The organism is Agrobacterium cavarae, from assembly GCF_004310285.1.
GTDB lineage: Bacteria > Pseudomonadota > Alphaproteobacteria > Rhizobiales > Rhizobiaceae > Agrobacterium > Agrobacterium cavarae.
In genome coordinates this window covers 538,342-558,556 of record NZ_SISF01000031.1, presented here as the reverse complement: position 1 = coordinate 558,556, position 20,215 = coordinate 538,342, and the positions used below count along the sequence as shown (strand labels likewise).

18 protein-coding genes are annotated in these 20,215 nt (G+C 58.9%); 13 read left to right on the top strand and 5 right to left on the bottom strand.

Annotated features, from left to right (window positions below; genetic code table 11):
- The 3 genes from EYC79_RS16000 to EYC79_RS15990 form a co-directional block, all read left to right on the top strand.
- A partial coding sequence (locus EYC79_RS16000; protein WP_205654406.1) for an electron transfer flavoprotein-ubiquinone oxidoreductase occupies positions 1-761 on the top strand: 761 nt, incomplete at its 5' end.
- Positions 762-969: 208 nt separating this feature from the next.
- Positions 970-1,473 (top strand): GNAT family N-acetyltransferase, encoded by a 504-nt coding sequence (locus EYC79_RS15995; protein WP_165457050.1) that lies wholly within the window; start codon positions 970-972, stop codon positions 1,471-1,473.
- 198 nt (positions 1,474-1,671) lie between these two features.
- Entirely contained in the window at positions 1,672-2,412 is a 741-nt protein-coding gene (locus tag EYC79_RS15990) for a pentapeptide repeat-containing protein (RefSeq protein WP_245495297.1), read from the top strand.
- A 62-nt stretch (positions 2,413-2,474) separates the two neighbouring features.
- On the opposite strand, the gene EYC79_RS15985 is transcribed toward EYC79_RS15990, so the two are convergent.
- Positions 2,475-3,491: a zinc-binding alcohol dehydrogenase family protein gene (locus EYC79_RS15985; RefSeq protein ID WP_130978595.1), complete on the bottom strand. Its 1,017-nt coding sequence runs from the start codon at positions 3,489-3,491 to the stop codon at positions 2,475-2,477.
- 136 nt (positions 3,492-3,627) lie between these two features.
- Between EYC79_RS15985 and EYC79_RS15980 the strand changes: the two genes are divergently transcribed.
- The gene (locus EYC79_RS15980; protein ID WP_062438075.1) at positions 3,628-4,029 is read left to right on the top strand and encodes a winged helix-turn-helix transcriptional regulator; all 402 of its coding nucleotides are present in this window, start codon (positions 3,628-3,630) and stop codon (positions 4,027-4,029) included.
- Positions 4,026-5,426, top strand: a complete 1,401-nt coding sequence (locus EYC79_RS15975) for a coniferyl aldehyde dehydrogenase (RefSeq protein ID WP_130978594.1) — start codon at positions 4,026-4,028, stop codon at positions 5,424-5,426. Before EYC79_RS15980 ends, EYC79_RS15975 begins: the two co-directional genes overlap by 4 nt.
- Here EYC79_RS15975 and EYC79_RS15970 read toward each other — a convergent pair.
- A complete protein-coding gene (locus EYC79_RS15970) occupies positions 5,418-6,599 on the bottom strand; it encodes a sensor histidine kinase (RefSeq protein ID WP_130978593.1) in 1,182 nt (393 codons plus the stop codon). The genes EYC79_RS15975 and EYC79_RS15970 overlap by 9 nt on opposite strands.
- A 388-nt stretch (positions 6,600-6,987) precedes the next feature.
- Here EYC79_RS15970 and EYC79_RS15965 point away from each other — a divergent pair, with 388 nt between their 5' ends.
- The 6 genes from EYC79_RS15965 (at position 6,988) to EYC79_RS15940 (ending at position 11,975) form a co-directional block, all read left to right on the top strand.
- A complete protein-coding gene (locus EYC79_RS15965; protein ID WP_130978592.1) occupies positions 6,988-7,824 on the top strand; it encodes an undecaprenyl-diphosphate phosphatase in 837 nt (278 codons plus the stop codon).
- 184 nt (positions 7,825-8,008) lie between these two features.
- On the top strand, positions 8,009-8,788 hold the full coding sequence (locus EYC79_RS15960) for an ABC transporter ATP-binding protein (protein WP_062425712.1): 780 nt from the start codon (positions 8,009-8,011) through the stop codon (positions 8,786-8,788).
- Between the two features lie 20 nt (positions 8,789-8,808).
- Positions 8,809-9,582, top strand: coding sequence for a transporter substrate-binding domain-containing protein (locus EYC79_RS15955; protein ID WP_130978591.1), 774 nt, complete (start codon positions 8,809-8,811; stop codon positions 9,580-9,582).
- Positions 9,583-9,600: 18 nt separating this feature from the next.
- The gene (locus tag EYC79_RS15950) at positions 9,601-10,323 is read left to right on the top strand and encodes an ABC transporter permease (RefSeq protein WP_130978590.1); all 723 of its coding nucleotides are present in this window, start codon (positions 9,601-9,603) and stop codon (positions 10,321-10,323) included.
- Between the two features lie 9 nt (positions 10,324-10,332).
- On the top strand, positions 10,333-11,022 hold the full coding sequence (locus EYC79_RS15945; RefSeq protein WP_062425709.1) for an ABC transporter permease: 690 nt from the start codon (positions 10,333-10,335) through the stop codon (positions 11,020-11,022).
- A gap of 44 nt (positions 11,023-11,066) precedes the next feature.
- Positions 11,067-11,975, top strand: a complete 909-nt coding sequence (locus tag EYC79_RS15940) for a homocysteine S-methyltransferase family protein (RefSeq protein ID WP_130978589.1) — start codon at positions 11,067-11,069, stop codon at positions 11,973-11,975.
- Between the two features lie 115 nt (positions 11,976-12,090).
- On the opposite strand, the gene EYC79_RS15935 is transcribed toward EYC79_RS15940, so the two are convergent.
- A complete protein-coding gene (locus EYC79_RS15935; protein WP_130978588.1) occupies positions 12,091-12,543 on the bottom strand; it encodes a GNAT family N-acetyltransferase in 453 nt (150 codons plus the stop codon).
- Positions 12,544-12,666: 123 nt separating this feature from the next.
- Positions 12,667-14,040: a magnesium transporter gene (gene mgtE, locus EYC79_RS15930; protein WP_062425706.1), complete on the bottom strand. Its 1,374-nt coding sequence runs from the start codon at positions 14,038-14,040 to the stop codon at positions 12,667-12,669.
- Between the two features lie 503 nt (positions 14,041-14,543).
- Here mgtE and EYC79_RS15925 point away from each other — a divergent pair.
- On the top strand, positions 14,544-17,549 hold the full coding sequence (locus tag EYC79_RS15925; protein ID WP_245495296.1) for an autotransporter outer membrane beta-barrel domain-containing protein: 3,006 nt from the start codon (positions 14,544-14,546) through the stop codon (positions 17,547-17,549).
- A gap of 116 nt (positions 17,550-17,665) precedes the next feature.
- On the opposite strand, the gene EYC79_RS15920 is transcribed toward EYC79_RS15925, so the two are convergent.
- Positions 17,666-18,913 carry an MFS transporter gene (locus tag EYC79_RS15920; RefSeq protein WP_130978587.1) on the bottom strand — a complete coding sequence of 416 codons (1,248 nt, stop codon included), beginning with the start codon at positions 18,911-18,913 and terminating at the stop codon, positions 17,666-17,668.
- A gap of 254 nt (positions 18,914-19,167) precedes the next feature.
- On the opposite strand from EYC79_RS15920, the gene EYC79_RS15915 reads away from it, so the two are divergent.
- A complete protein-coding gene (locus EYC79_RS15915) occupies positions 19,168-20,079 on the top strand; it encodes a diacylglycerol/lipid kinase family protein (RefSeq protein WP_112952303.1) in 912 nt (303 codons plus the stop codon).
- Positions 20,080-20,215: the final 136 nt, after the last annotated feature.

Below are 20,215 nucleotides of genomic sequence, written 5' to 3'. Positions count from 1 at the left end.
CTTACGGCGCGCGAGCTATCACCGAAGGTGGTTATCAGTCGGTGCCGAAGCTCACCTTCCCGGGCGGCGCGCTGATCGGCTGTTCGGCAGGTCTCGTCAACGTTCCGCGCATCAAGGGCAGCCACAACGCGGTTCTCTCCGGCATGCTGGCGGCGGACAAGATTGCTGCGGCCCTCGCATCGGGTCGCGCCAACGATGAAGTGATCGAGATCGAGAACGAATGGCGTGGCACCGATATCGGCAAGGACCTGAAGCGGGTCCGCAACGTCAAGCCGCTTTGGTCGAAGTTCGGCACGGCGATTGGCGTCGGCCTTGGCGGTCTCGATATGTGGACCAATCAGCTCTTCGGCTTCTCCATCTTCGGTACGCTGAAGCATGGCAAGACAGATGCAGAAAGCCTGGAGCCTGCGGCAAATCACAAGCCGATTGCCTATCCAAAGCCGGATGGCGTGCTGACCTTTGACCGTCTGTCGTCCGTCTACCTCTCCTCCACCAATCACGAAGAGGACCAGCCGGTCCATCTTCAGGTGAAGGACATGGAGCTGCAGAAGCGCTCCGAGCATGATGTCTATGCCGGCCCATCGCAGCGTTACTGTCCCGCCGGGGTCTATGAGTGGGTGGAGAAGGAAGGCGAACCGACCTTCGTCATCAACGCGCAGAACTGCGTCCACTGCAAGACCTGCGATATCAAGGACCCGAACCAGAACATCAACTGGGTACCGCCACAAGGCGGCGAAGGGCCGGTTTACGCCAATATGTAATATTGGCGCGGCCCGCACGGACCGCCGTCAGCAAGGATGCTCGGCGAAGGGCCGGTTTACGCCAATATTTGATATTGGCGCGGCCCGCACGGACCGCCGTCAGCAAGGATGTTCGGCGAAGGGCCGGTCTACGCCAATATGTTGTGTCGGCGCGGCTCGCCGTCTTATGGAAGAATGGGACGGCAAAGCAGACAGAGGGAATGCCCACTTGGTCACGATCCGCGCCGGACGGAGGGAAGACTTTCCGCGTCTTGCGGAAATCGAACTGGATGCGTTTGTTGTCTGGGCGGAAGCCTGCGGGGTGACGCAGAAGCCCGTCTGCGCGCCGGTGTTCCTCCTTGAACAGAGCCTGCACGAGGAACTGCTTCTCGTGGCTGAGGAAGCGGGACGTGTCGTCGGCTTTACGCTTGGGCTGAATGAGGGAGGTACCCTCTATATCGTCGAGGTCGATGTGGAGCGTGCGGCACAGGGTAGGGGCGTCGGCACTTCGCTGATCTTGGCTATGCTGGATCGCGGACGTGAAAGAGGCTTTGCTAAGGTCGCTCTCACCACGGATCGATACGTGCCTTTCAACGCACCCTTTTACACAAGGCTCGGCTTTCGCATCCTGGAGGCTGCGGAGACCCCGGCCTTTCTCCGCAGAAGGCTGAAGGCTCAAATCGATTCTGGTCTTGATCCAGAGCGTCGCGTGGCGATGTTGAAGAGCCTATGAGGTCATCTGACCGTTCAGAAAGATATTGCGAGTGAACAACCTGCAACCTTTGGGGTTAGGCTCCCAATGATGGTCATCAGGGAGGCGTTTACAGTCGCAGGCTGGATCATTTAAAAGTAACGGAACCCCTATATGTTAAGAGGGTCCCTCTTAGATTAAGAGGATCAATGTACCCCTGAAGGGGTTGGGAGTGAGCCAATGAGGAAACTTGCCGGAATGGTCTCGGCTTTGCGCAGTCATCATCTGCTGGCAGCGGTTGCAGCAGTGGTCGGCACGATATCGACGAGCAGCCAACCCGCGATGGCGGCAAGCTGCCGCGCCGATGCATCGGCTGGCATCGACTGGAGCGAATGCAACAAGCGTCTCCTGATGCTGGGCGGCAGCGTCTTGGATGGCGCTGATCTGCACGGGACGGACTTTACCTATACCGATCTGCGCGGCTCCTCCTTCAATAAGGCCAATTTGGAGAAGGCCAAGCTGATCCGCACTTCGCTTGCATCCTCCCAGCTTGAGGGTGCCAACCTGATCAAGATCGAGGCCTATCGCAGCGATTTCAGCGATGCCAATGCCGAAAACGCCAAGTTCAACAGCGCTGAAATGCAGCGCGCCAACTTCGAAAACGCCAAACTCGTCAATGCCGATTTCTCCAAGGCGGAACTCGGGCGGGCTGATTTCAATGGCGCGGTGTTGACGGGCACCAAATTCACCAAGGCCAATCTCTCACGCGCCAGCTTCACCGGCGCCAAGTTCACCGGGCCGATCGATTTCTCCGACTCGTTCCTGCTGCTTGCCCGCATCGAAGGGCTGGACCTATCCGCCGCCACCGGGCTCGATCAAAAACAGATCGATATTGCCTGCGGCGACGACAAGACGAAGCTGCCACAAGGCTTGACCAAGCCGGCCAGCTGGCCTTGTCCCGCCGATCCGGAAGATGATTGACCAAGAAGGCCAGCCGGACAATGGTCCGACTGGCCTGTCACAGGGCCGTATAAGCTCTTAGCTTAGAAGCCTGACAACACGATCTTGCCCTTGGCTTTGCCGCTTTCGATCAGCGCATGTGCCTTGATAAGGTTTGCGGCATTGATCTTGCCGAACGTCTCCGTAAGCGTCGTTCTGATTTTGCCCTGGTCAATCAGTTCCGACACATGGTTCAGCAGCTTGTGCTGTTCCAGAATATCGGCGGTCTCGAAGACCGGACGGGCAAACATCATCTCCCAGTGAACGGAAATGGCCTTGCGCTTGAAAGGCAGAATATCGAAACCACCCTCTGGATCGTCGATCAGGCAGTAGCGCCCCTGCGGCGCAATCAACTCTATGCTGTCGGCGCGGTGGAGATCGCTATGGGTGGTAGAAAAGACGAAGCTTGGCGCACCAAGACCGAGCGCTTCGACCTGTGGCGCAAGCGGCTTGCTGTGGTCGAGCACATGATGCGCACCGAACTGCTCGACCCATTCCTTCGTTTCCGGCCGCGATGCTGTGGCGATGACGGTAAGATCCGTCAGGTGCCGCGCAAGTTGGATCGCGATCGAACCGACGCCGCCAGCCCCACCGATGATGACGACGGCATTGGCGCCGCCCGCAACCGGGTCCTTTACCTTGAGGCGATCGAACAGCGCTTCATAGGCAGTGATGGCGGTTAATGGCAGGGCGGCAGCTTCCTCGAAGCTCAAGCTTTTCGGCTTCTTCCCGACGATGCGTTCATCCACAAGATGAAACTCGCTATTGGTGCCGGGGCGGTTGATGGCGCCGGCGTAGAAGACTTCGTCGCCCGGCTTGAACAGGCTGACCTTCTCACCCACTGCCTTGACGATACCCGCGGCGTCAAAGCCGAGAACCCGAGTTTGACCTGCCTCAGGTGCTTGGTTGCGACGGACCTTGGTATCGACCGGATTGACCGAGACTGCCTTCACGTCCACCAGAAGATCGAGGCCTTTTGCCTCTGGCGCAGGAAGTTCAAAATCCACCAAAGCGTCTGCTTCCGTCACGGGCTTGCAGCTCTTGTAACCGACAGCGCGCATGTTCATTCTCCTTCGCTTGTTGCTTCGGCGTCTATTTGATAGCTATGAGCTAAGGCTGCAAGAATGCACATTTTGTGTCTATACTGACAAAAAGGATACTGTAGCCGCCTGCAGATCCTGAAAAACGGAGCTTTTCATGTCCCGTCCTCGCGCCAAATTGAAGGATAATTTTCCCGGCTGCCCGGTGGAATCGACACTCTGTTATCTCGATGGCAAATGGAAAGGCGTGATCCTCTATCATCTGCTGAACGAGGGAACGCTGCGCTTCAATGCACTGCGTCGCCACATTCCAAGCGTCACGCAGCGGATGCTGACGAAGCAGCTTCGCGAGTTGGAAGAGGCAGGCCTGATTTCCCGCACCGTCTTTCCCGTCGTGCCGCCAAGGGTCGATTACAGCCTGACAGCGCTTGGCCAGAGCATGGCGCCGGTCATATCGGCGCTCAAATCCTGGGGCGAGGCCCATGTGGTTTGCAAGGACGGTATCAAGACGCTCGCTGTTCCTGCGGATCGCGTCACAACGCTCGCCGCCGCCGAATGAGCACCATCGCTGATCTTTTGCAAAAGCAGCGTCACGCCTTTCTCCATGATGGACCGCCGTCGCTGGACCAGCGAAGAGCCGATCTCAAGGCCTTGCGCAAAGCTGTCACATCTCGTCGAAGCAGGATCGAACAGGCGGTCGATGCGGATTTCGGCGGACGTTCGCCGAATGAGACCGCGCTTCTCGACTTGGTCGGCGTCGTCAACGCCATTGATTACCTCGACCGGAACCTGAAACGCTTCATGAAACCGGAGCGACGAAAAGTTGAAACGCTGTCACAAAGCGGAAGGGCCTGGGTGGAGTATCAGCCGCTCGGCGTCATCGGCATTCTGTCGCCTTGGAACTATCCGTTTCTACTGGCCATGGTGCCACTCGTCACAGCACTCGCAGCTGGCAACCGGGCCATGCTGAAGCCCTCCGAACTCACCCCGGAAACCAGCGCCTTGATGAAGACGATGCTGGCCGAGGCCTTCCCGGAGGAAAAGGTTGCGGTGGTTCTCGGCGATGCCAGCATAGGCGCTGAGTTCAGCGGCTCACCCTTCGACCATCTGTTTTTCACCGGCAGCACTGACGTCGGGCGCCAGGTCATGAAGGCTGCGAGTGAAAACCTCGTTCCTGTCACGTTGGAGCTTGGCGGCAAGAGCCCGACGATTATCTTGCCGGGTCACGTCATTGCCAGGAAGGTAACCTCTATCGTCTTCGGCAAGCTCGCCAATGCCGGCCAAACCTGCGTTGCCCCGGACTATGTCTTTGTCCACGAAACGGAGGTCGATGCCTTTATCGATGCGTTCCACAAGGCGGTGGCGCAATCCTACCCAGATGGGCTAGCGAGCCGCGATTACGCTTCGATCATCAGCGAGAAGCATTTCTCTCGCCTGAATGGGCTGCTCGATGATGCGGTCAGCAAAGGCGCGACGTTGCGGCGAGTCGGAATAGAGACGGACGCGGCAACGAGAACCCGCGTTTTTCCGCCGACGCTCGTCATCAACCCAACCGAAGACATGGCCGTGATGCAGGAGGCGATTTTTGGGCCGATCCTGCCGGTGCTGAGCTACCGCGATGTTTCGCAGGTCATTGGCTATATCAACGAGAGGCCAAGGCCACTGGCGCTCTATGTTTTCGGAGAGGCGGGTGGCGACGACTGCAAAGCGATCCTGTCCCGCACGACGTCGGGCAATGTCGGCATCAACAACACGGTGTTGCACGTCGCGCAGGATGACCTGCCTTTCGGCGGAGTGGGGCCAAGCGGGATGGGTGCCTATCACGGCATAGAAGGCTTTCGCCGCATGAGCCATGCCAAGGGCGTGTTTTCGCGAGGACGTTTCAGCGTGCCAAGCCTTCTACGCCCGCCTTTCGGGCGGATGGTCAAAGCCGGGCTTGATCACCTGCTACGATAAGGAGGTGCGATCAGGCGAGGCGGAGATCGTGTTGATGGGCAGGCAGATGGTGATGTCCAGCCCATCAGGCGACCAAGTATAGCAAATCTCCCCGCGCATGCCGGTGATCGTGCGCTGGATGAGGGTCGAGCCGAAGCCTTTGCTGGTCGGAGCGCGGACAACGGGTCCGCCGCGCTCGCTCCACATGATCTGCATCGTTTCACCCGTCGTGCAGGCGACCACGAGCCGACCTTCTTCGCTGCTGAGTGATCCGTACTTGGCTGCGTTGGTGGCTAGCTCATGTAAGACGAGGGCGACGCTGGTAATGTGATCTGCCCGGATGCGCACGTCATCAGTGCCGACGAAGGCGACCCGGTCGGTCGCCGCATCCGTATAGGGTGCCAGAATGTCGCCGATGATCTGGCGCAAGGGAACGTCAGGCGCATAGGCCACATGTTCGGCCGAAAACGTCGGCTGAACGAGATCATGCGCACGCCCCAGGGCGCGCAGACGGCCTCGAACGGTGGAGGAAAGCTGCTCGGCGCTCGTTGCGGTTCGCGCGGTCATGGCCAGCATCGAATCGGCCAGCGCGAAGACGTTTTTCACCCGGTGGTTCAATTCTCGCAAAAGAAGCATACGCTGCTCTTCGGCCCGATCGCGCGCCTTCTCGTTCTGCGAACGCTCGATCGCGATGGCCGCTGTCCGCGAGACCATGCCGATGACCTCGAGATCGCGCTCGGAAGGCTTGCGCGGCTCCCGGTAATAATTGGCGAAGGTCCCAAGAACACGGCCATCAGCCGCCCGGATCGGCATCGACCAACAAGAATGAAGATTGTGGGAGAGGGCGAGTTTGCGAAAATCTGCCCAAAGTGGATCCGTTGAAATATCGCTGACGATGACGGGGCTGCCCGTATGGGCCGAGGTGCCGCAGGATCCGATACCCAGACCGACGGCAATGCCCTCGATCGCGTCGTTGTAATCGCAGGGCAGGCTCGGTGCCGCCCCTTGGGTCAGATGCTTGCCATCTTCCGTCGTCAGCAGGACGGACGCCAGCAACTCGCCGCCCGCAGGCTTTTCCACGAGAAGCACGATATCACGCAACACATCTTTCAGCGGGCCGCCAAGTGCGACGCGTGACAGAATATCCCGCTCTGCCGTGAGAAGATCCGACGTTACCGACAGCGTGTTTATCAACGGCCCAGTCCATCCCGAAAAAGAAGGCCATGTGTCTGCGACAACGGCAATATCTGGAAGATATAGGCATCCTGCCTTTAAATGTCTAATGGATAAAATGCTTGATTAAACCGCACTACTTTGAAGATGCTTATGACGAAGATCTCAATATTATTAAGGTCTTACTTTAGGGATTGGAGATTAACCGCAAGGCCGAATTTTCTGCTTACTCTTATGCCTGTTCCATTTGCGGATGCACCCTTGATTTTCGCACAATTTAGGAGGAAGGATTTTGCCGCGGCATTCGCCGGCTCTTCATCATTCACATTTTTTTGCACCGCAACATCGAACTGCCCGGATTGGTTCATAATTTCGCGCGCAGTGATTGTCAGTTCAGGGACGGACCAGCATGGGTATTGGTTGGATAGAAGCCGCGATCCTCGGCTTTATTCAAGGGCTTACGGAATTTTTGCCAATTTCCTCCAGCGCGCATTTGAGAATCGCGGGCGAGTTTCTAGGGACAGGGGAAGATCCTGGCGCCGCCTTCACTGCAATTATTCAGATCGGCACGGAATTGGCCGTCCTGGTCTATTTCTGGTCCGACATCATGCGGATCGCCCTTGCCTGGCTTCGTCATCATTTGCGGCTCGGCGGACAATATGATCCGGCGGACGTCCGCCTCGGCTGGATGATCATCGTCGGTTCGGTACCGATCGTGCTGCTCGGGCTCCTTTTCAAGGACGCCATCGAACATTCGCTGCGCAATCTCTACATCACCGCCGTCATGCTCATCGTCTTCGGTATCATTCTGGGCTTTGCCGATCGCATCGGCAAAAAGAAGTATCCGATCAAGAAGCTGATCTGGCGTGATGCCATCATCTTCGGTTTCGCCCAGGCGATGGCGCTGATCCCCGGCGTGTCGCGATCCGGCGGAACGATCACCGCAGGCTTGCTGCTCGGCTACACGCGCGAAGCCGCTGCCCGTTATTCTTTCCTCCTGGCGGTTCCAGCCGTTTTCGGCTCGGGCTTCTACCAGCTCTTCAAGAGCATCGGGCAGCAAAACCCGGTCGGTTGGGGTCAGACGGCCTTGGCGACGCTGATATCCTTTGTCGTCGGATATGCCGTCATCGTCGTCTTCCTAAAGCTGGTTTCGACGAAGAGCTACATGCCTTTCGTCTGGTATCGAATCGTCATTGGCATCGCGTTGCTAGGCCTGCTCTTTACCGGTGTCATCAATCCGATCTGACGCGTCTAGCGTGAGATCGGCGAGCGGTTTTGTCCGGCACGGTCCTCCGTGCCGGATTATTTTTATGTCTTTCGTCCCGCGTAGAATGATTTTCCTTTCGATAATGTGACAGAGCGGTTATTTCCGCTGCAACATCACCTCCGCTCCGGCTGTTGTGACCACTAGATACTGTCAGGAAGAATGAATGACCGCCGACGTTCCTTGCGCCCTTGCTGTGGAGGACATCCACAAGAGCTTCGGCAATCACGAGGTCCTGAAAGGCATTTCGCTGACGGCAAAGAAGGGCGACGTCATCTCCATCATCGGTTCTTCCGGTTCCGGAAAGAGCACCTTTCTCAGATGCATCAACTTCCTGGAAACGCCAGACAGCGGCCGCGTCACTGTCAATGGCGAAGAGGTGGCGGTGACACGTAGGCGCGATGGCAGGTCCGTCCCGCAAAGCTGGCGTCAGGTGGAACGCCTGCGCACCGGCCTCGGCATGGTCTTCCAGAGTTTCAATCTCTGGGCTCACCTTACGGTTCTGGAAAATGTCATCGAAGCGCCCGTGCATGTCATGGGCGTCAAGCGCGCGGAAGCGGTCGAAAAGGCAGAGGCCCTGCTGCACAAAGTCGGCCTCTATGAGAAGAAGGATGCCTATCCGGCGTTCCTGTCGGGCGGACAGCAGCAGCGTGCCGCCATTGCCCGCGCGCTTTGCGTTGAGCCTGCCGTGATGTTGTTCGACGAGCCGACATCGGCGCTCGACCCGGAACTGGTCGGCGAGGTGCTGAAGGTGATTCGCGATCTGGCCGAAGAGGGCCGCACCATGCTCCTCGTGACCCACGAAATGCGCTTTGCCCGCGACGTCTCGAGCCACGTCATGTTTCTGCATCAGGGCCGGGTGGAGGAGGAGGGGTCTCCACAGCAGGTCTTCAACAATCCCGTGAGCGCGCGGACCCGAGAATTTACCGGCGCGCTCGCCAACTGATAATCTCACAGGAGTTCGATATGAAATTTGTTGCATCTCTGCTCGCCGGTACGGCTTTCGCATTGTCGGCCTTCACCGCCAGCGCGGAAGTTCGTTTCGGTGTGATGAATGGAAGCTACCCGCCCTTTTTCGCACAGGATGCCAGCGGCAAGTGGCATGGCTGGGAAATCGATCTCATGGATGCGGTTTGCGCGGAAATGAAGGAGAAATGCTCCATCGTCGCACTCTCCTGGGACGGCCTGATTCCGGCACTTGAGAGCAAGAAATTCGACGTGATCTGGTCGTCCATGTCCAATACGGCAGAGCGCCAGAAGGTCATCGACTTCACCAACAAATATTACAACACGCCAAGCAAGCTGATCGGCGCGAAAGACGGCAAGCCGGGTGCCACAGCGGAAGACGTGAAGGGCAAGACGATCGGTATCCAGGTCGCTACCATCCAGTCCAATTACTACGCCAAGTACTTCAAGGATGTTGCCGACGAGAAGACCTACCAGACGCTGGACGAAGCCTTTCAGGATCTGGCCGCCGGCCGCATCGATTATGTCTTCGGCGACTCGCTGGTACTCGACGATTTCCTCAAGACCGACACCGGCAAAGATTGCTGCGCTGATGCCGGCAATGTTGCCAACGACCCTGAGATCATGGGCCTTGGTGTTTCCGGTGGCCTGCGCAAGGACGATCAGGAACTGAAGCAGAAGTTGAATGCCGCGATCGCTGCCGTTCGCGCCAACGGCAAGTATGACGAGATCACCAAGAAATACTTCAGCTTCGATATCTATGGCGCGAAGTAAGCCGGGCTCTTATCGCAGATGGCAACGCCTGACAGCATCCTGGAGCTATTGTCTCCCTATCCTCCGGGATGGGGCGGCACGCTGCTGTCCGGTGCCGCCGCAACGCTTGCCATTTCTGCCGGTGCCTATCTGATTGGTATCGTCATTGGCATGGCCGGTGCCCTCGGCAAGCTTTCCGACAAGCGGGCCCTCGGCGTCGTCCTCAATCTTTACACGACGCTGATCCGCTCGGTACCGGAACTCATTTTGATCGTTGGCCTCTATTATGCCGGAACGGACGGCCTCAACCGTCTGTTACAGATGGCGGGCCTGCCGCCGCTCGAAGTCAACGGTTTCGTCGCCGCAGTCGCTGTGCTTGGTTTCGTGCAGGGCGCCTATATGACGGAAGTGCTGCGTGGCGCGATCCTTGCGATCCCAAATGGCCAGATCGAGGCCGCCAAGGCCTTCGGCATGTCGCCGTTCTTGCGCTTTCGCCGCGTCGTCCTTCCTGCTCTCCTGCCGAATGCGCTGCCGGGGCTCTCGAATCTCTGGCTCTCTGTCACCAAGGATAGCGCCTTGGTGGCGGTCGTCGGCTATCAGGAGTTGGCGCTTGCCACGCGTCTCGCTGGCGCCAGCACCAAGCATTATTTCCTGTTCTTCATGGCCGCAGCGCTGATCTATCTGGCGATCACCCTTGTCTCCAACTTTCTGTTCCGGTTGCTCGAACGGCGCGTGCGCCGTGGCCAGCCGGCACTTGCGTGAGGAGGGGCAATGACGTTTTCCTGGATTGAAAAATACTGGCCGCTTCTCCTCACTGGAGCATGGCAGACGGTTGCCTTGCTCGTCATCTCCGTCAGTCTCGGTTTCATTCTGGCGATCGGCCTTGCCTTTGCTCAGGTCAGTGGTGGCAGAGTGACGCGGCTTCTGGCGCGGGGCTATTGCACCTTCTTTCGCGGTACGCCGCTGCTGATCCAGCTTTGGCTTCTCTATTATGGCGTCGGTTCGTTTCTGCCGATGATCCCCGGTTTGCGGCAGAGTTTTCTTTGGCCAATCCTCAGGGAAGGCTTCTTCTTTGCCGCGGTCAGCTTCACGTTGAACTACGCGGCCTATGAGGCGGAAGTGCTGCGCGGTGCGCTGCTCGGCGTCCCGAAGGGTGAGTTGGAGGCCGCGCGAGCCTTCGGCATGAGCCCGTTCAAGCTTGCCCGCCGCATCTGGCTGCCGCGCGCCATTCGCAATGCACTTCCCACCATCGCAGGTGAGGTCGTCATGCAGCTGAAAGCCACGCCGCTAGCCTTCACCGTCACGGTCATGGATCTCTATGCCGTAGCTTACAAGGTCCGTCAGGACACGCTTCTGGTTTACGAGCCGCTTCTGGTCGTCACCGTCTTCTATCTCATCCTCACAGCCATCATTGCCCGCTGCTTCGGCATCATCGAAGCGCAGGTGCCAGTACGACGCTAAATGGGCGACGCTCGTTCAGCTTCGCCAATTCAAGGAGTTTCTTCATGGGCGATATTCGCATTCTCGACGGCGGCATGAGCCGCGAATTGCAGCGGCTGGGCGCGGAACTGAAGCAGCCGGAATGGTCCGCACTAGCGCTGATCAACGCGCCGGACATTGTCCGTCAGGTTCACGCCGAATTCATCGAGGCCGGTGCCGATGTCGTCACCACCAACTCTTACGCGCTGGTGCCCTTCCACATCGGCGAAGACCGGTTTCGCAAAGAGGGCGCGTCGCTGATCGCACTCTCAGGCCGCCTGGCGCGTGAAGCAGCAGATGCGTCCGGCCGCAAAGTCACGGTGGCCGGATCGCTGCCGCCGATATTCGGCTCTTATGAGCCGCAGAATTTCGACGCTTCCCGCGTTCAGGATTATCTCGGCGTGCTCGTCGAAAATCTCGATCCCTTCGTCGACGTCTGGCTTGGTGAGACCCTGAGCCTGATCGCCGAAGGCGAAGCAGTGCGCCAGGCGGTGGCAAAGACCGGCAAGCCGTTCTGGATTTCCTTTACCTTGGATGACGACACCGCGCAGGTAAACGGCGCCGCGCCGAAGCTGCGCTCCGGTGAGACCGTGCGTGCTGCTGCCGAATGGGCCGCCGGTTCAGGTGCTGCCGCTCTGCTGTTCAACTGCAGCAAGCCGGAGGTAATGAAAGCTGCCGTCGAGACCGCCGCCACCACCTTCAAGGAAAAGAACGCATCGCTTGAGATCGGCGTCTATGCCAATGCCTTCGAAGGAGAGCAGGGAGAGACAGCTGCCAACGAGGGGCTGCACAGCACCCGCGCCGACCTGACCGACGATATCTATTCCCGCTTTGCCTGCACGTGGGCTGACGCCGGTGCGACGATGATTGGCGGATGCTGCGGTATCGGTGCTGCCCACATCCACAAGGTCGCCGGAGCGTTACGCGCTCTTTAGACAGCCACGCGTTTTATCGGACGCACAAAGTAAGCTCTATCTTCTTTGATCTACTCATGGTGCTGTCCTAAAATCGACTCCGATTTTCGGACCTCCGCTGTGAGCGTCGTGACACCTACCGCGTCGCGATTGAAAATACATCGAGACCGGTCACGTTCTCTTCCAGCAGGGTGAAACCCTGCTTCAGATAGTAGGGTCGCTTTTCGGCTGTGGCACAGAGATAGCATGTGCCATGGCCAAGCCTCGCAATATGCTGGCGGGCCTGTGTCATCAAAGCAGCGGCAACACCCTGCTTTCGATAATCGGGATCGACCCAGAGCGCGGCAATCCAGGGCGCATAGTCTGGTCGCGCGTCGAGATCGTTGTCGATGACGAGTACGGAGCCGACATAGGTCTCACCGTCATGCGCTACGAGCGCGAATGGGATGGCATCCGTTATAAGCATCGGATCGAGATGGGCTCGATAATCTTCAAGCGGTACGCCGCTTTCCGTCCACCAGGCATTCCAGCCGCGATGGGCGATCGTATCGGCGAAGGATGGCTGGTGGCGAAGGTTCGATATCTGCATGTGAAGCCTCATCATCCTGAATCAGAAAACGAGGGCAAGTCTACAAACAATTGAAACGCCTGCGCAATGATGTCGCGCGATGGTGAAGCCCAGCCGCCGTAGGCGGCCGGGCTGATGGCAGGTTTAGAGCAACGTGCCGCTGAGGATGACCAGCGCCACCGAGAAGTAGATGACGAGACCACTGACATCCACCAGCGTCGCGACGAACGGGGCCGATGCGCTTGCCGGGTCCAGACGCAGGCGCTGGAGAATGAAGGGCAGCATCGAGCCACAGACCGAGCCGAAGGTGACGATGCCGATCAGCGCTGCAAAGACGGTGAAGCCAACCAGCAGCCAGTGTTCGCCGTAGTCATAAAACCCTGCCTGCTGCCAGATGGTGAGCCGCAGGAAGCCGATGGCGCCGAGGATCGCGCCGAGAGCGAGACCGCTTGGGAGCTCGCGCAGGAGCACGCGCCACCAGTCGGAAAGCTTCAGCTCCCCGAGCGCCAGAGCACGGATGATGAGCGACGTAGCCTGAGAGCCCGAGTTACCGCCAGACGACATGATCAGCGGAATGAAGAGCGTCAGCACAACGGCCTTTTCCAGCTCCCCTTCGAAATGCTGCATGGCGCTTGCCGTCAGCATTTCACCCAGGAAGAGGGCAGATAGCCAGCCGGCGCGTTTGCGGATCATGTCCATGAAGCCCATGGCCATGTAAGGCTTGCCGAGCGCTTCCATACCGCCGAACTTGTGGGCATCTTCCGTCGTGTCGGCAATCATCGTATCGATCACGTCATCGACGGTGACGATGCCGAGAATGCGGGCGTGCTCATCCACCACCGGGATGGCGAGAAGATCGTGCTTGCGGATGAGGCGAGCGACATCCTCCTGCGACATCTGAGGATCGGCATAGACAACGCTTTCGCGCGATGCGGCGGACAGGATCGATGCCTGGGGATCGGCGGTCACGAGGCGGCGCAGCGTCACCACTTTGCTCAAGGTGCCGTCTTCGGCCAGCACATAGATGGCATAGACCGTTTCACGCGAACGCTCGACGACGCGAATGTGCGAGAGGGTCTGTTCCACCGTCCAGCTGTCCGGTACGCTGACGAACTCCGTCGTCATGATGGAGCCGGCCGTGCGTGGCGGATAGGTCATCAGATGCTGAATGGCAGCAGCCGTTGCCCGGTCCAGACGCGAGAAGAGCTTGGTGCGGTGCGCCTCATCCATCTCGGCCATGACGTCCGCCACGCGGTCGTCCGACATCAGGTTGACGAAGCGGGTGGCCTGTTCCAGCGGAATGGCGGCAATGATATCGGCAGCGTGGTGTAGTTCCGGACGGTCCAGAATGGCAACGGCTTTGGGCTGCGGCATTTTCAGCAGGGCGTCGACGGCGTCGTTGACGTCGAGTGCGTTCAGTTGCTCGACACGTTCTGCAATGGTGGAAAGACCTGCATCACCGCTGCGAAAAAGACGTGCGGCCTTGCTGGCTCTCTGGGAGAGGGTGTGAAAGTTCATGATTGCTCACCTTCGAGTCGATCCGCCGATCTCGGCGGGCCGTGGTGAGCCGACAGGAGTCAGATCAGAGCACGTCTCGCCGGTCTCGGCAAAGGCAATCGACTACTACTGTCGCTAGACATCAAACGATGCTCCGTGGATATCCGTGCCAGAAGGTTGTCGAACCCCTGCACGTGATGTGTGTGGTGCGCCTGAACCGCGTCATAGTCAAGCGGTCCAAAGATGAAATTTTGGCAAGGTTGATCTCTCCGGCGAACAGAGCGGATTTCCCTCTGAAATCAGGAGCCTGCGTTGCGACCGGACGATGTCCGGCCACGCCTTTCGCCAATGTAGAATCCGCTTGTGGATCGAAAGCCTTTCCTGTTTCGCCCCGCCTGCATCACCCTGACAAGCGGCTAATATACATGGTTTTGATAGGGGATACGTGCCTCTCTCCGATCGGGTTTAATCGTTGATTAACCATAACCTCGATAGGGTGGGCGACAACGTCGGCATGATGCGACGTGACGACTGTCGGTATGCTTATGGTTCGCCACCAGCTCTTCGTAGCACCCAGATTTTTAGCCTTGCTTGCCGCAACTGCGCCCGTCGCCCTTATGGCGACCTATGCGGCTGCACAATCGGTCTGGACGGGGACGGCGGATAATGCCTTCGAGAATGACGCGAACTGGACGCCAGGCGCCCCCGCCGCAAGCGATAGCGCCACGGTCAACACCGGCTCGCCGCAAGTATCGACAGGGGAGACAATCGATCGGCTGAACGTTGGCGGTGGCAACGTCACCGTCACCAACACCGGCGCATTGTCCGTTACCAGCGGCACCACGATAACGTCGGGCAGCGTCACCATTAATTCTGGTGGCCTTTTGACATCGGATGTCGATCTTGTCGGCGGCAGCCTTGCTGTCGATGGTACTCTGGACGGCAAGCTCTCACTTCAAAATGGCAGCGTGACTGTGAATGGTACGCTCCGCGATGCCGTCGTCGGAAACGGAACCTCGCTCTCCAACAACGGCAAGATGACAGGCGCTTCGGTCGCCTCCGGCGGCACCTTCACCAACAACGGCGGCGCGACACTCTCTACCCTGAACAACGCCGGTACGGCTTCGAATGCGGGTCGTGTCGGAACGCTGCAAAACACCGACGGCAATTTCACCAACAATGCCGGTGGCGAGGTTCTTGGCAAGACGACGGTATCGGGCGGCAGCGTTACCAACAATTTCGTGGTGACGGATGTGGATGTCGCAGCCGCGGCGGCCTTCACCAACAATGTTGGTGCAACGGCGGGCAATGTCCGCAACTCCGGCACTGTCGTCAACGCCGGCACTGTGGCCTCGCTTCAAAATGATGGCGGCAGCTTTACCAACAATGTGGACGGCAGGATCAACGGCCAGACGACGATCGCTGGCGGGACGGTCACCAACAACTTCGTGGTGACGGATGTCGATGTTGCAGCGGCGGCGGCCTTTGCCAACAACGCCGGCGCGACGGCTGGTAATGTTCGCAATTCCGGCTCCGTCACCAATGCCGGGACGATCTCCTCACTCCGAAACGACGCCGGAACGACCACCAACAATGCCGGCGGCAGGATCACTGGCATGACCACGGTTGCGGGAGGAACGGTTACCAACAATTTCGTCGTCACGGATGTTGATGTTGCGGCCGCTGCCGCCTTCGTCAATAATACCGGAGCCTCCGCTGGAGCCATTACCAACCGGGGCGCGACCACCAACGCCGGAACGGTCGCCTCGCTCGACAATCAAGCCGGGCTCTTCACCAACAATACGGGTGGAACGGTGACTGGGGCGACGACGATCAGTGGCGGTACCGTGGTCAATAACGACAGGCTCGGCAATGTTCAGAATCGAGCAGGTGGCCGCTTCATCAACAACCTCGGTGCGACAGTGGATGCTGTCGCGAATGAAGGAGCGGCGACGAATGACGGCACGGTCGCATCTCTCACCAACGCCGCCGGGCGCTTCACCAACACAGGGACCATCGCCGGTCAGGCCGCCATCACAGGAGGCGAAATCAAAAACGACGGCACAATTTCCGGCACCGTGGATATCTTCGATGGCGGCCTGTTAAGCGGTACCGGTTTGTCTGGCGGTCTGCTGGTTCGCGCAGGCGGGGTGCTCGCGCCGGGCCCCGGCATCGCGACGATGACTGTCAGCGGCGATGCAACCTTTCGGGCAGGAGCCATCTATGATGTCGATATCGACTCCACCGGTCGCTCCGATCGTCTCGATGTCTCCGGCACGGCGCGTCTGCAGGGCGGTGTGGTCGAATTGCGTGCAGCAAGCGGCACTTATGGCCTTTCGACAAACTATCAGATCCTGACGGCTGGCCTGGTCGTCGGCGCTTTCGATCAAGTGACCAGCGACTTTGCCTTTCTGTCGCCGACGCTCACCTACGGGTTAACATCTGTTGATCTGCATCTTGACCGCAACGCGGTTCGCTTTGCGGATGTTGCGCGCACCTCCAACGACCGCGCGGCAGCAGGCGCCATTGAAGAGGCGGGGATTTCGAACAGACTGTTTCAGGCGATCCTGCCCCTGGATATCCAGACTGCGCAGAATGCCTTTGCCCAACTCAACGGCGAGATCCACGCCTCGCTCAAATCCGCTCTCGTTTCGGACAACCTGTTGCTGCGCGAATCGATCCTCGACAAGACCAACCGCCTCACGAGCGAAGGCGAAGTTGCGGACGCCAGCATATGGGCGACGGGCCTTGTCTCAAGAGAGGCTTTCGCTGGCAATGCCACGGCGGGCGCTCTCGATATCAGCAGAACCGGAATGGTGATCGGTGGCGACGTTCCGATTTCAGACGATTGGCGCCTCGGCGGTGTCCTGGGCTACAGCACGCTTGACGCCGCCGCCGGAGCAGAGGTCCAGTCCTACCACCTTGGACTCTACACCCATGCCGAGATGGAGCCGTTCAGTTTTACCGGCGGCGCCATCTATACGCGAAACGAGATCGCGACACGCAGGAGCGTCGCCTTCGGCACGTTTTCCGATGTGCTGAATGCCGATTACTCCCGCTCCACGTCGCAGGTATTTGCGGACGTGGGCTGGACCTTCGAGGCAGATAAACTTGTTTTGCAGCCTTTCGCGGGTCTTGCCTACACCGCAATCGACGGAGGTGCGATCCGGGAGGACGGAGGAGTGGCAGCACTCGCCTTAGAGGACAGGTCTTTCGATACGACCACCTCTACCTTGGGTCTGCGCTTCTCGACCGATCTGGAGATGGGCGAAGTGCCGGTTCTCCTGTCAGGCATGGTCGGTTGGCGCCACAATTTTGGCCAGACGGCATCCTTCGCGACGGCGCGCTTCGATGGTGGCAGTCCCTTCATGCTGGAGGGGATCGGGGTGCCGGAGGATACGATGGTGGTGAAGGCCGGTGTTACCGTTCATTTGTCAAAATCGGCGCGTTTGATGCTGAGCTACAGCGGCGACTTCGCCAAAGGATACAGCTCGAACGCGGCCCTTGCCAACCTCACGGTCAATTTCTAGCAAATTCGATTCCTACAGCATATCGCGCAAAAGTGGTCCCCGGTTTTGCGATGGCGACATGCGACAAAACACAGAGCGAAAGCGTAAGAAGCGAATCTGAAGGATCGCGACACGCTTCAGATGCTGCGGACTTTTTCCTGCCGCTCCAGAACAACAGCAACAATGAAAACCAGCAGGCCGGCAAAGGACAGAATGGCGCCGACATAGCCGGTGGACGCGTAGCCATATCCGAGCGCGATGACCAAGCCACCGAGCCACGCACCCAGGGCGTTGGCGATGTTGAAGGCCGAGTGGTTGGAGGCGGCGGCAAGCGTCTGCGCATCGGCTGCCACATCCATCAATCGGGTCTGGACGGCTGGGCAGGCGGCAAATCCGCAGCCGATCAGGAAGACGCAGAGGCACAGCATATAGGGATTATGCGCCGTCAGCCCGAAGATCGTCATCAGGACGACGTTGAAGGCCAGCATGCCGCCGATCGTGCCGTTCAAGGAGAGGTCTGCCAGACGCGAGCCGACAACATTGCCGACATTCATGCCGATGCCGAACAGTGCCAGCACGATGGGCACAGCGGAAACTGGCATCATGGCGACATCCGTGGTGGTCTTGGCAATGTAGCTGAACACGGCAAACATGCCGCCGAAGCCAACGGAGGCGATGGCAAGCGACAACCAGACCTGGACACGGCGGAAGGCGCCGAGTTCGCGCCAGACACTGGCACCGTCCTGCACCTTGTCGCGGGGCTGGAACAGGAAGAGAAGCGCTACCGTCAACAGCGCAATGCCGCCCACCATCAAGAAGGCTGCCCGCCAGGAAAACAGCTGACCGAAGAAGGTGGCAAGAGGGGTGCCAAGAAGCGTGGCGATGGTGAGCCCCAGCATGACCCGACCGACGGCACGAGCACGCTTGTGAATCGGCGCCATCGATGCGGCCACAAGGGCAGCAACGCCAAAATAGGCGCCGTGTGGCAATCCGGAAATGAAGCGCAGAGCAGTGAATGTCCAGAAGTCCGGCGCAAGGGCGCTTAGGATATTGCCGGCAGCAAACAGGCCCATCAGCGAAAGCAGAAGCACACGGCGTGTCAGGCGCGCGGCAAGAACCGCAATGATCGGCGCGCCGATGACGACGCCGAGCGCATAGGCCGTAATGACGTGGCCGGCGACGGGGACGCTGACTCCGTAGGTCGTTGCCACCTCCGGCAAGAGGCCCATGATCGCAAATTCACCCGTACCGATGCCGAAGCCTCCGGCGGCAAGCGCCAGTTCGATGAGCGCGATGGAAAGGGGTGAGAGACTGGTCTGCGCCGACGGCGCAACAGCATCGTCTGCCGCTTCGGAACGGTTTTCGCGTGGACTGCTTTGGCTCATGGGTTTCCTGGCTGCGACGGAACGCTGCCCATACAAAGAGACGTTCACGAAGAAAAAAGGGCAAGATCGACATTGCCGATCTGCCCTGACTGGAGATTTTGGTCACCAAAATGACCTTATGTTGCTTCTATCATGTTTTTGTGCGTCGCGGTAGTGTTTGATTCTACGAATTCCGGATTGACCGACTGCCGATGGAACCCTTTTGACGCTCGGCGATTTAGGTCGCGCTTCGTGCACAATAACTGGATGGATAGATGAGGCTGGTTGCGATCTTCAACCGCGATGGCGGAACGTTCAAGACCACCGATCTGGACGCTTATTGCGACCATGCGCGGAAGGTATTTTCGCAGGCGGGTCACCAGATCGAATGCCGTCTGGTTTCCGGCAAGGACATCGTTCAGGAAATGGAGCGGACTGCCGATGATGCGGGGCTCGACGGCCTGATTGCCGGTGGCGGCGATGGCACGATTTCTGCTGCTGCAGGCATTGCCTGGAAGCACGGCATTGCCCTCGGTGTCGTACCAGCTGGAACCATGAACCTCTTTGCGCGATCGCTGAAACTTCCGCTCGATATCTGGCAAGCGGTGGATACGCTGGCCCAAGGCCATGTGCAGAACGTCGATATCGCCAGTGCCAATGGCCATCCCTTCGTGCATCAGTTCTCCGCGGGACTGCACGCGCGCATGGTGCGCTACCGCGACCGCATGCAATATGCCTCAAGGCTTGGGAAAATCCGGGCCAACATCCGCGCTGCCGTGAGCGTCGTATTAAATCCGCCGGCCTTCGACGTGGAATTCACTGTTGCTGGTGAAACCCAGCACCGGAAGGTTTGCGCTATCTCGGCCTCCAACAATGAATTCGGCCCTAACCCTCTGCTGGTAGCGGATGACATTACCCGTGGCCGCCTCGGGTTCTATGTCGCTGACGCCTTGAGCCCCTCTGGCGTCGCGCGTCTTGCGATCGATATTATGCGCGGCAGGCTGAAGGAAAACGCGGCGGTTACGGCCATGGCGGTCGAACGTGCCGAGCTGCATTTTCCAAAGAGGCGGCATGACGTGCGTTGCGTCATCGACGGCGAACTCTTGCCGATGAAGCGCGATGTCGAACTCAAAATTCACGCCGGTGAACTGAAGGTCATCGTCGCCAAGGACTTCGCCAACGTCTGATCCAGGCCTTAGACCGTCCTTTAGCACGCAAAAGCGGGCCATAACTCTTTGAATATACGCATCGCGCTTGCCCGAAAAGGGGATACCCATTTTCGGCCCGGTGTTATCGCCATCGCTTGCAAAATCAACAACCAGC

Coding starts and splice junctions, on each gene's coding strand:
- EYC79_RS15990 (WP_245495297.1), top strand. CDS start 1,672: ATGAGGAAACTTGCCGGAATGGTCTCGGCTTTGCGCAGTCATCATCTG.
- EYC79_RS15985 (WP_130978595.1), bottom strand. CDS start 3,491: ATGCGCGCTGTCGGTTACAAGAGCTGCAAGCCCGTGACGGAAGCAGAC.
- EYC79_RS15980 (WP_062438075.1), top strand. CDS start 3,628: ATGTCCCGTCCTCGCGCCAAATTGAAGGATAATTTTCCCGGCTGCCCG.
- EYC79_RS15975 (WP_130978594.1), top strand. CDS start 4,026: ATGAGCACCATCGCTGATCTTTTGCAAAAGCAGCGTCACGCCTTTCTC.
- EYC79_RS15965 (WP_130978592.1), top strand. CDS start 6,988: ATGGGTATTGGTTGGATAGAAGCCGCGATCCTCGGCTTTATTCAAGGG.
- EYC79_RS15960 (WP_062425712.1), top strand. CDS start 8,009: ATGACCGCCGACGTTCCTTGCGCCCTTGCTGTGGAGGACATCCACAAG.
- EYC79_RS15955 (WP_130978591.1), top strand. CDS start 8,809: ATGAAATTTGTTGCATCTCTGCTCGCCGGTACGGCTTTCGCATTGTCG.
- EYC79_RS15950 (WP_130978590.1), top strand. CDS start 9,601: ATGGCAACGCCTGACAGCATCCTGGAGCTATTGTCTCCCTATCCTCCG.
- EYC79_RS15945 (WP_062425709.1), top strand. CDS start 10,333: ATGACGTTTTCCTGGATTGAAAAATACTGGCCGCTTCTCCTCACTGGA.
- EYC79_RS15940 (WP_130978589.1), top strand. CDS start 11,067: ATGGGCGATATTCGCATTCTCGACGGCGGCATGAGCCGCGAATTGCAG.
- EYC79_RS15935 (WP_130978588.1), bottom strand. CDS start 12,543: ATGCAGATATCGAACCTTCGCCACCAGCCATCCTTCGCCGATACGATC.
- mgtE (WP_062425706.1), bottom strand. CDS start 14,040: ATGAACTTTCACACCCTCTCCCAGAGAGCCAGCAAGGCCGCACGTCTT.
- EYC79_RS15920 (WP_130978587.1), bottom strand. CDS start 18,913: ATGAGCCAAAGCAGTCCACGCGAAAACCGTTCCGAAGCGGCAGACGAT.
- EYC79_RS15915 (WP_112952303.1), top strand. CDS start 19,168: ATGAGGCTGGTTGCGATCTTCAACCGCGATGGCGGAACGTTCAAGACC.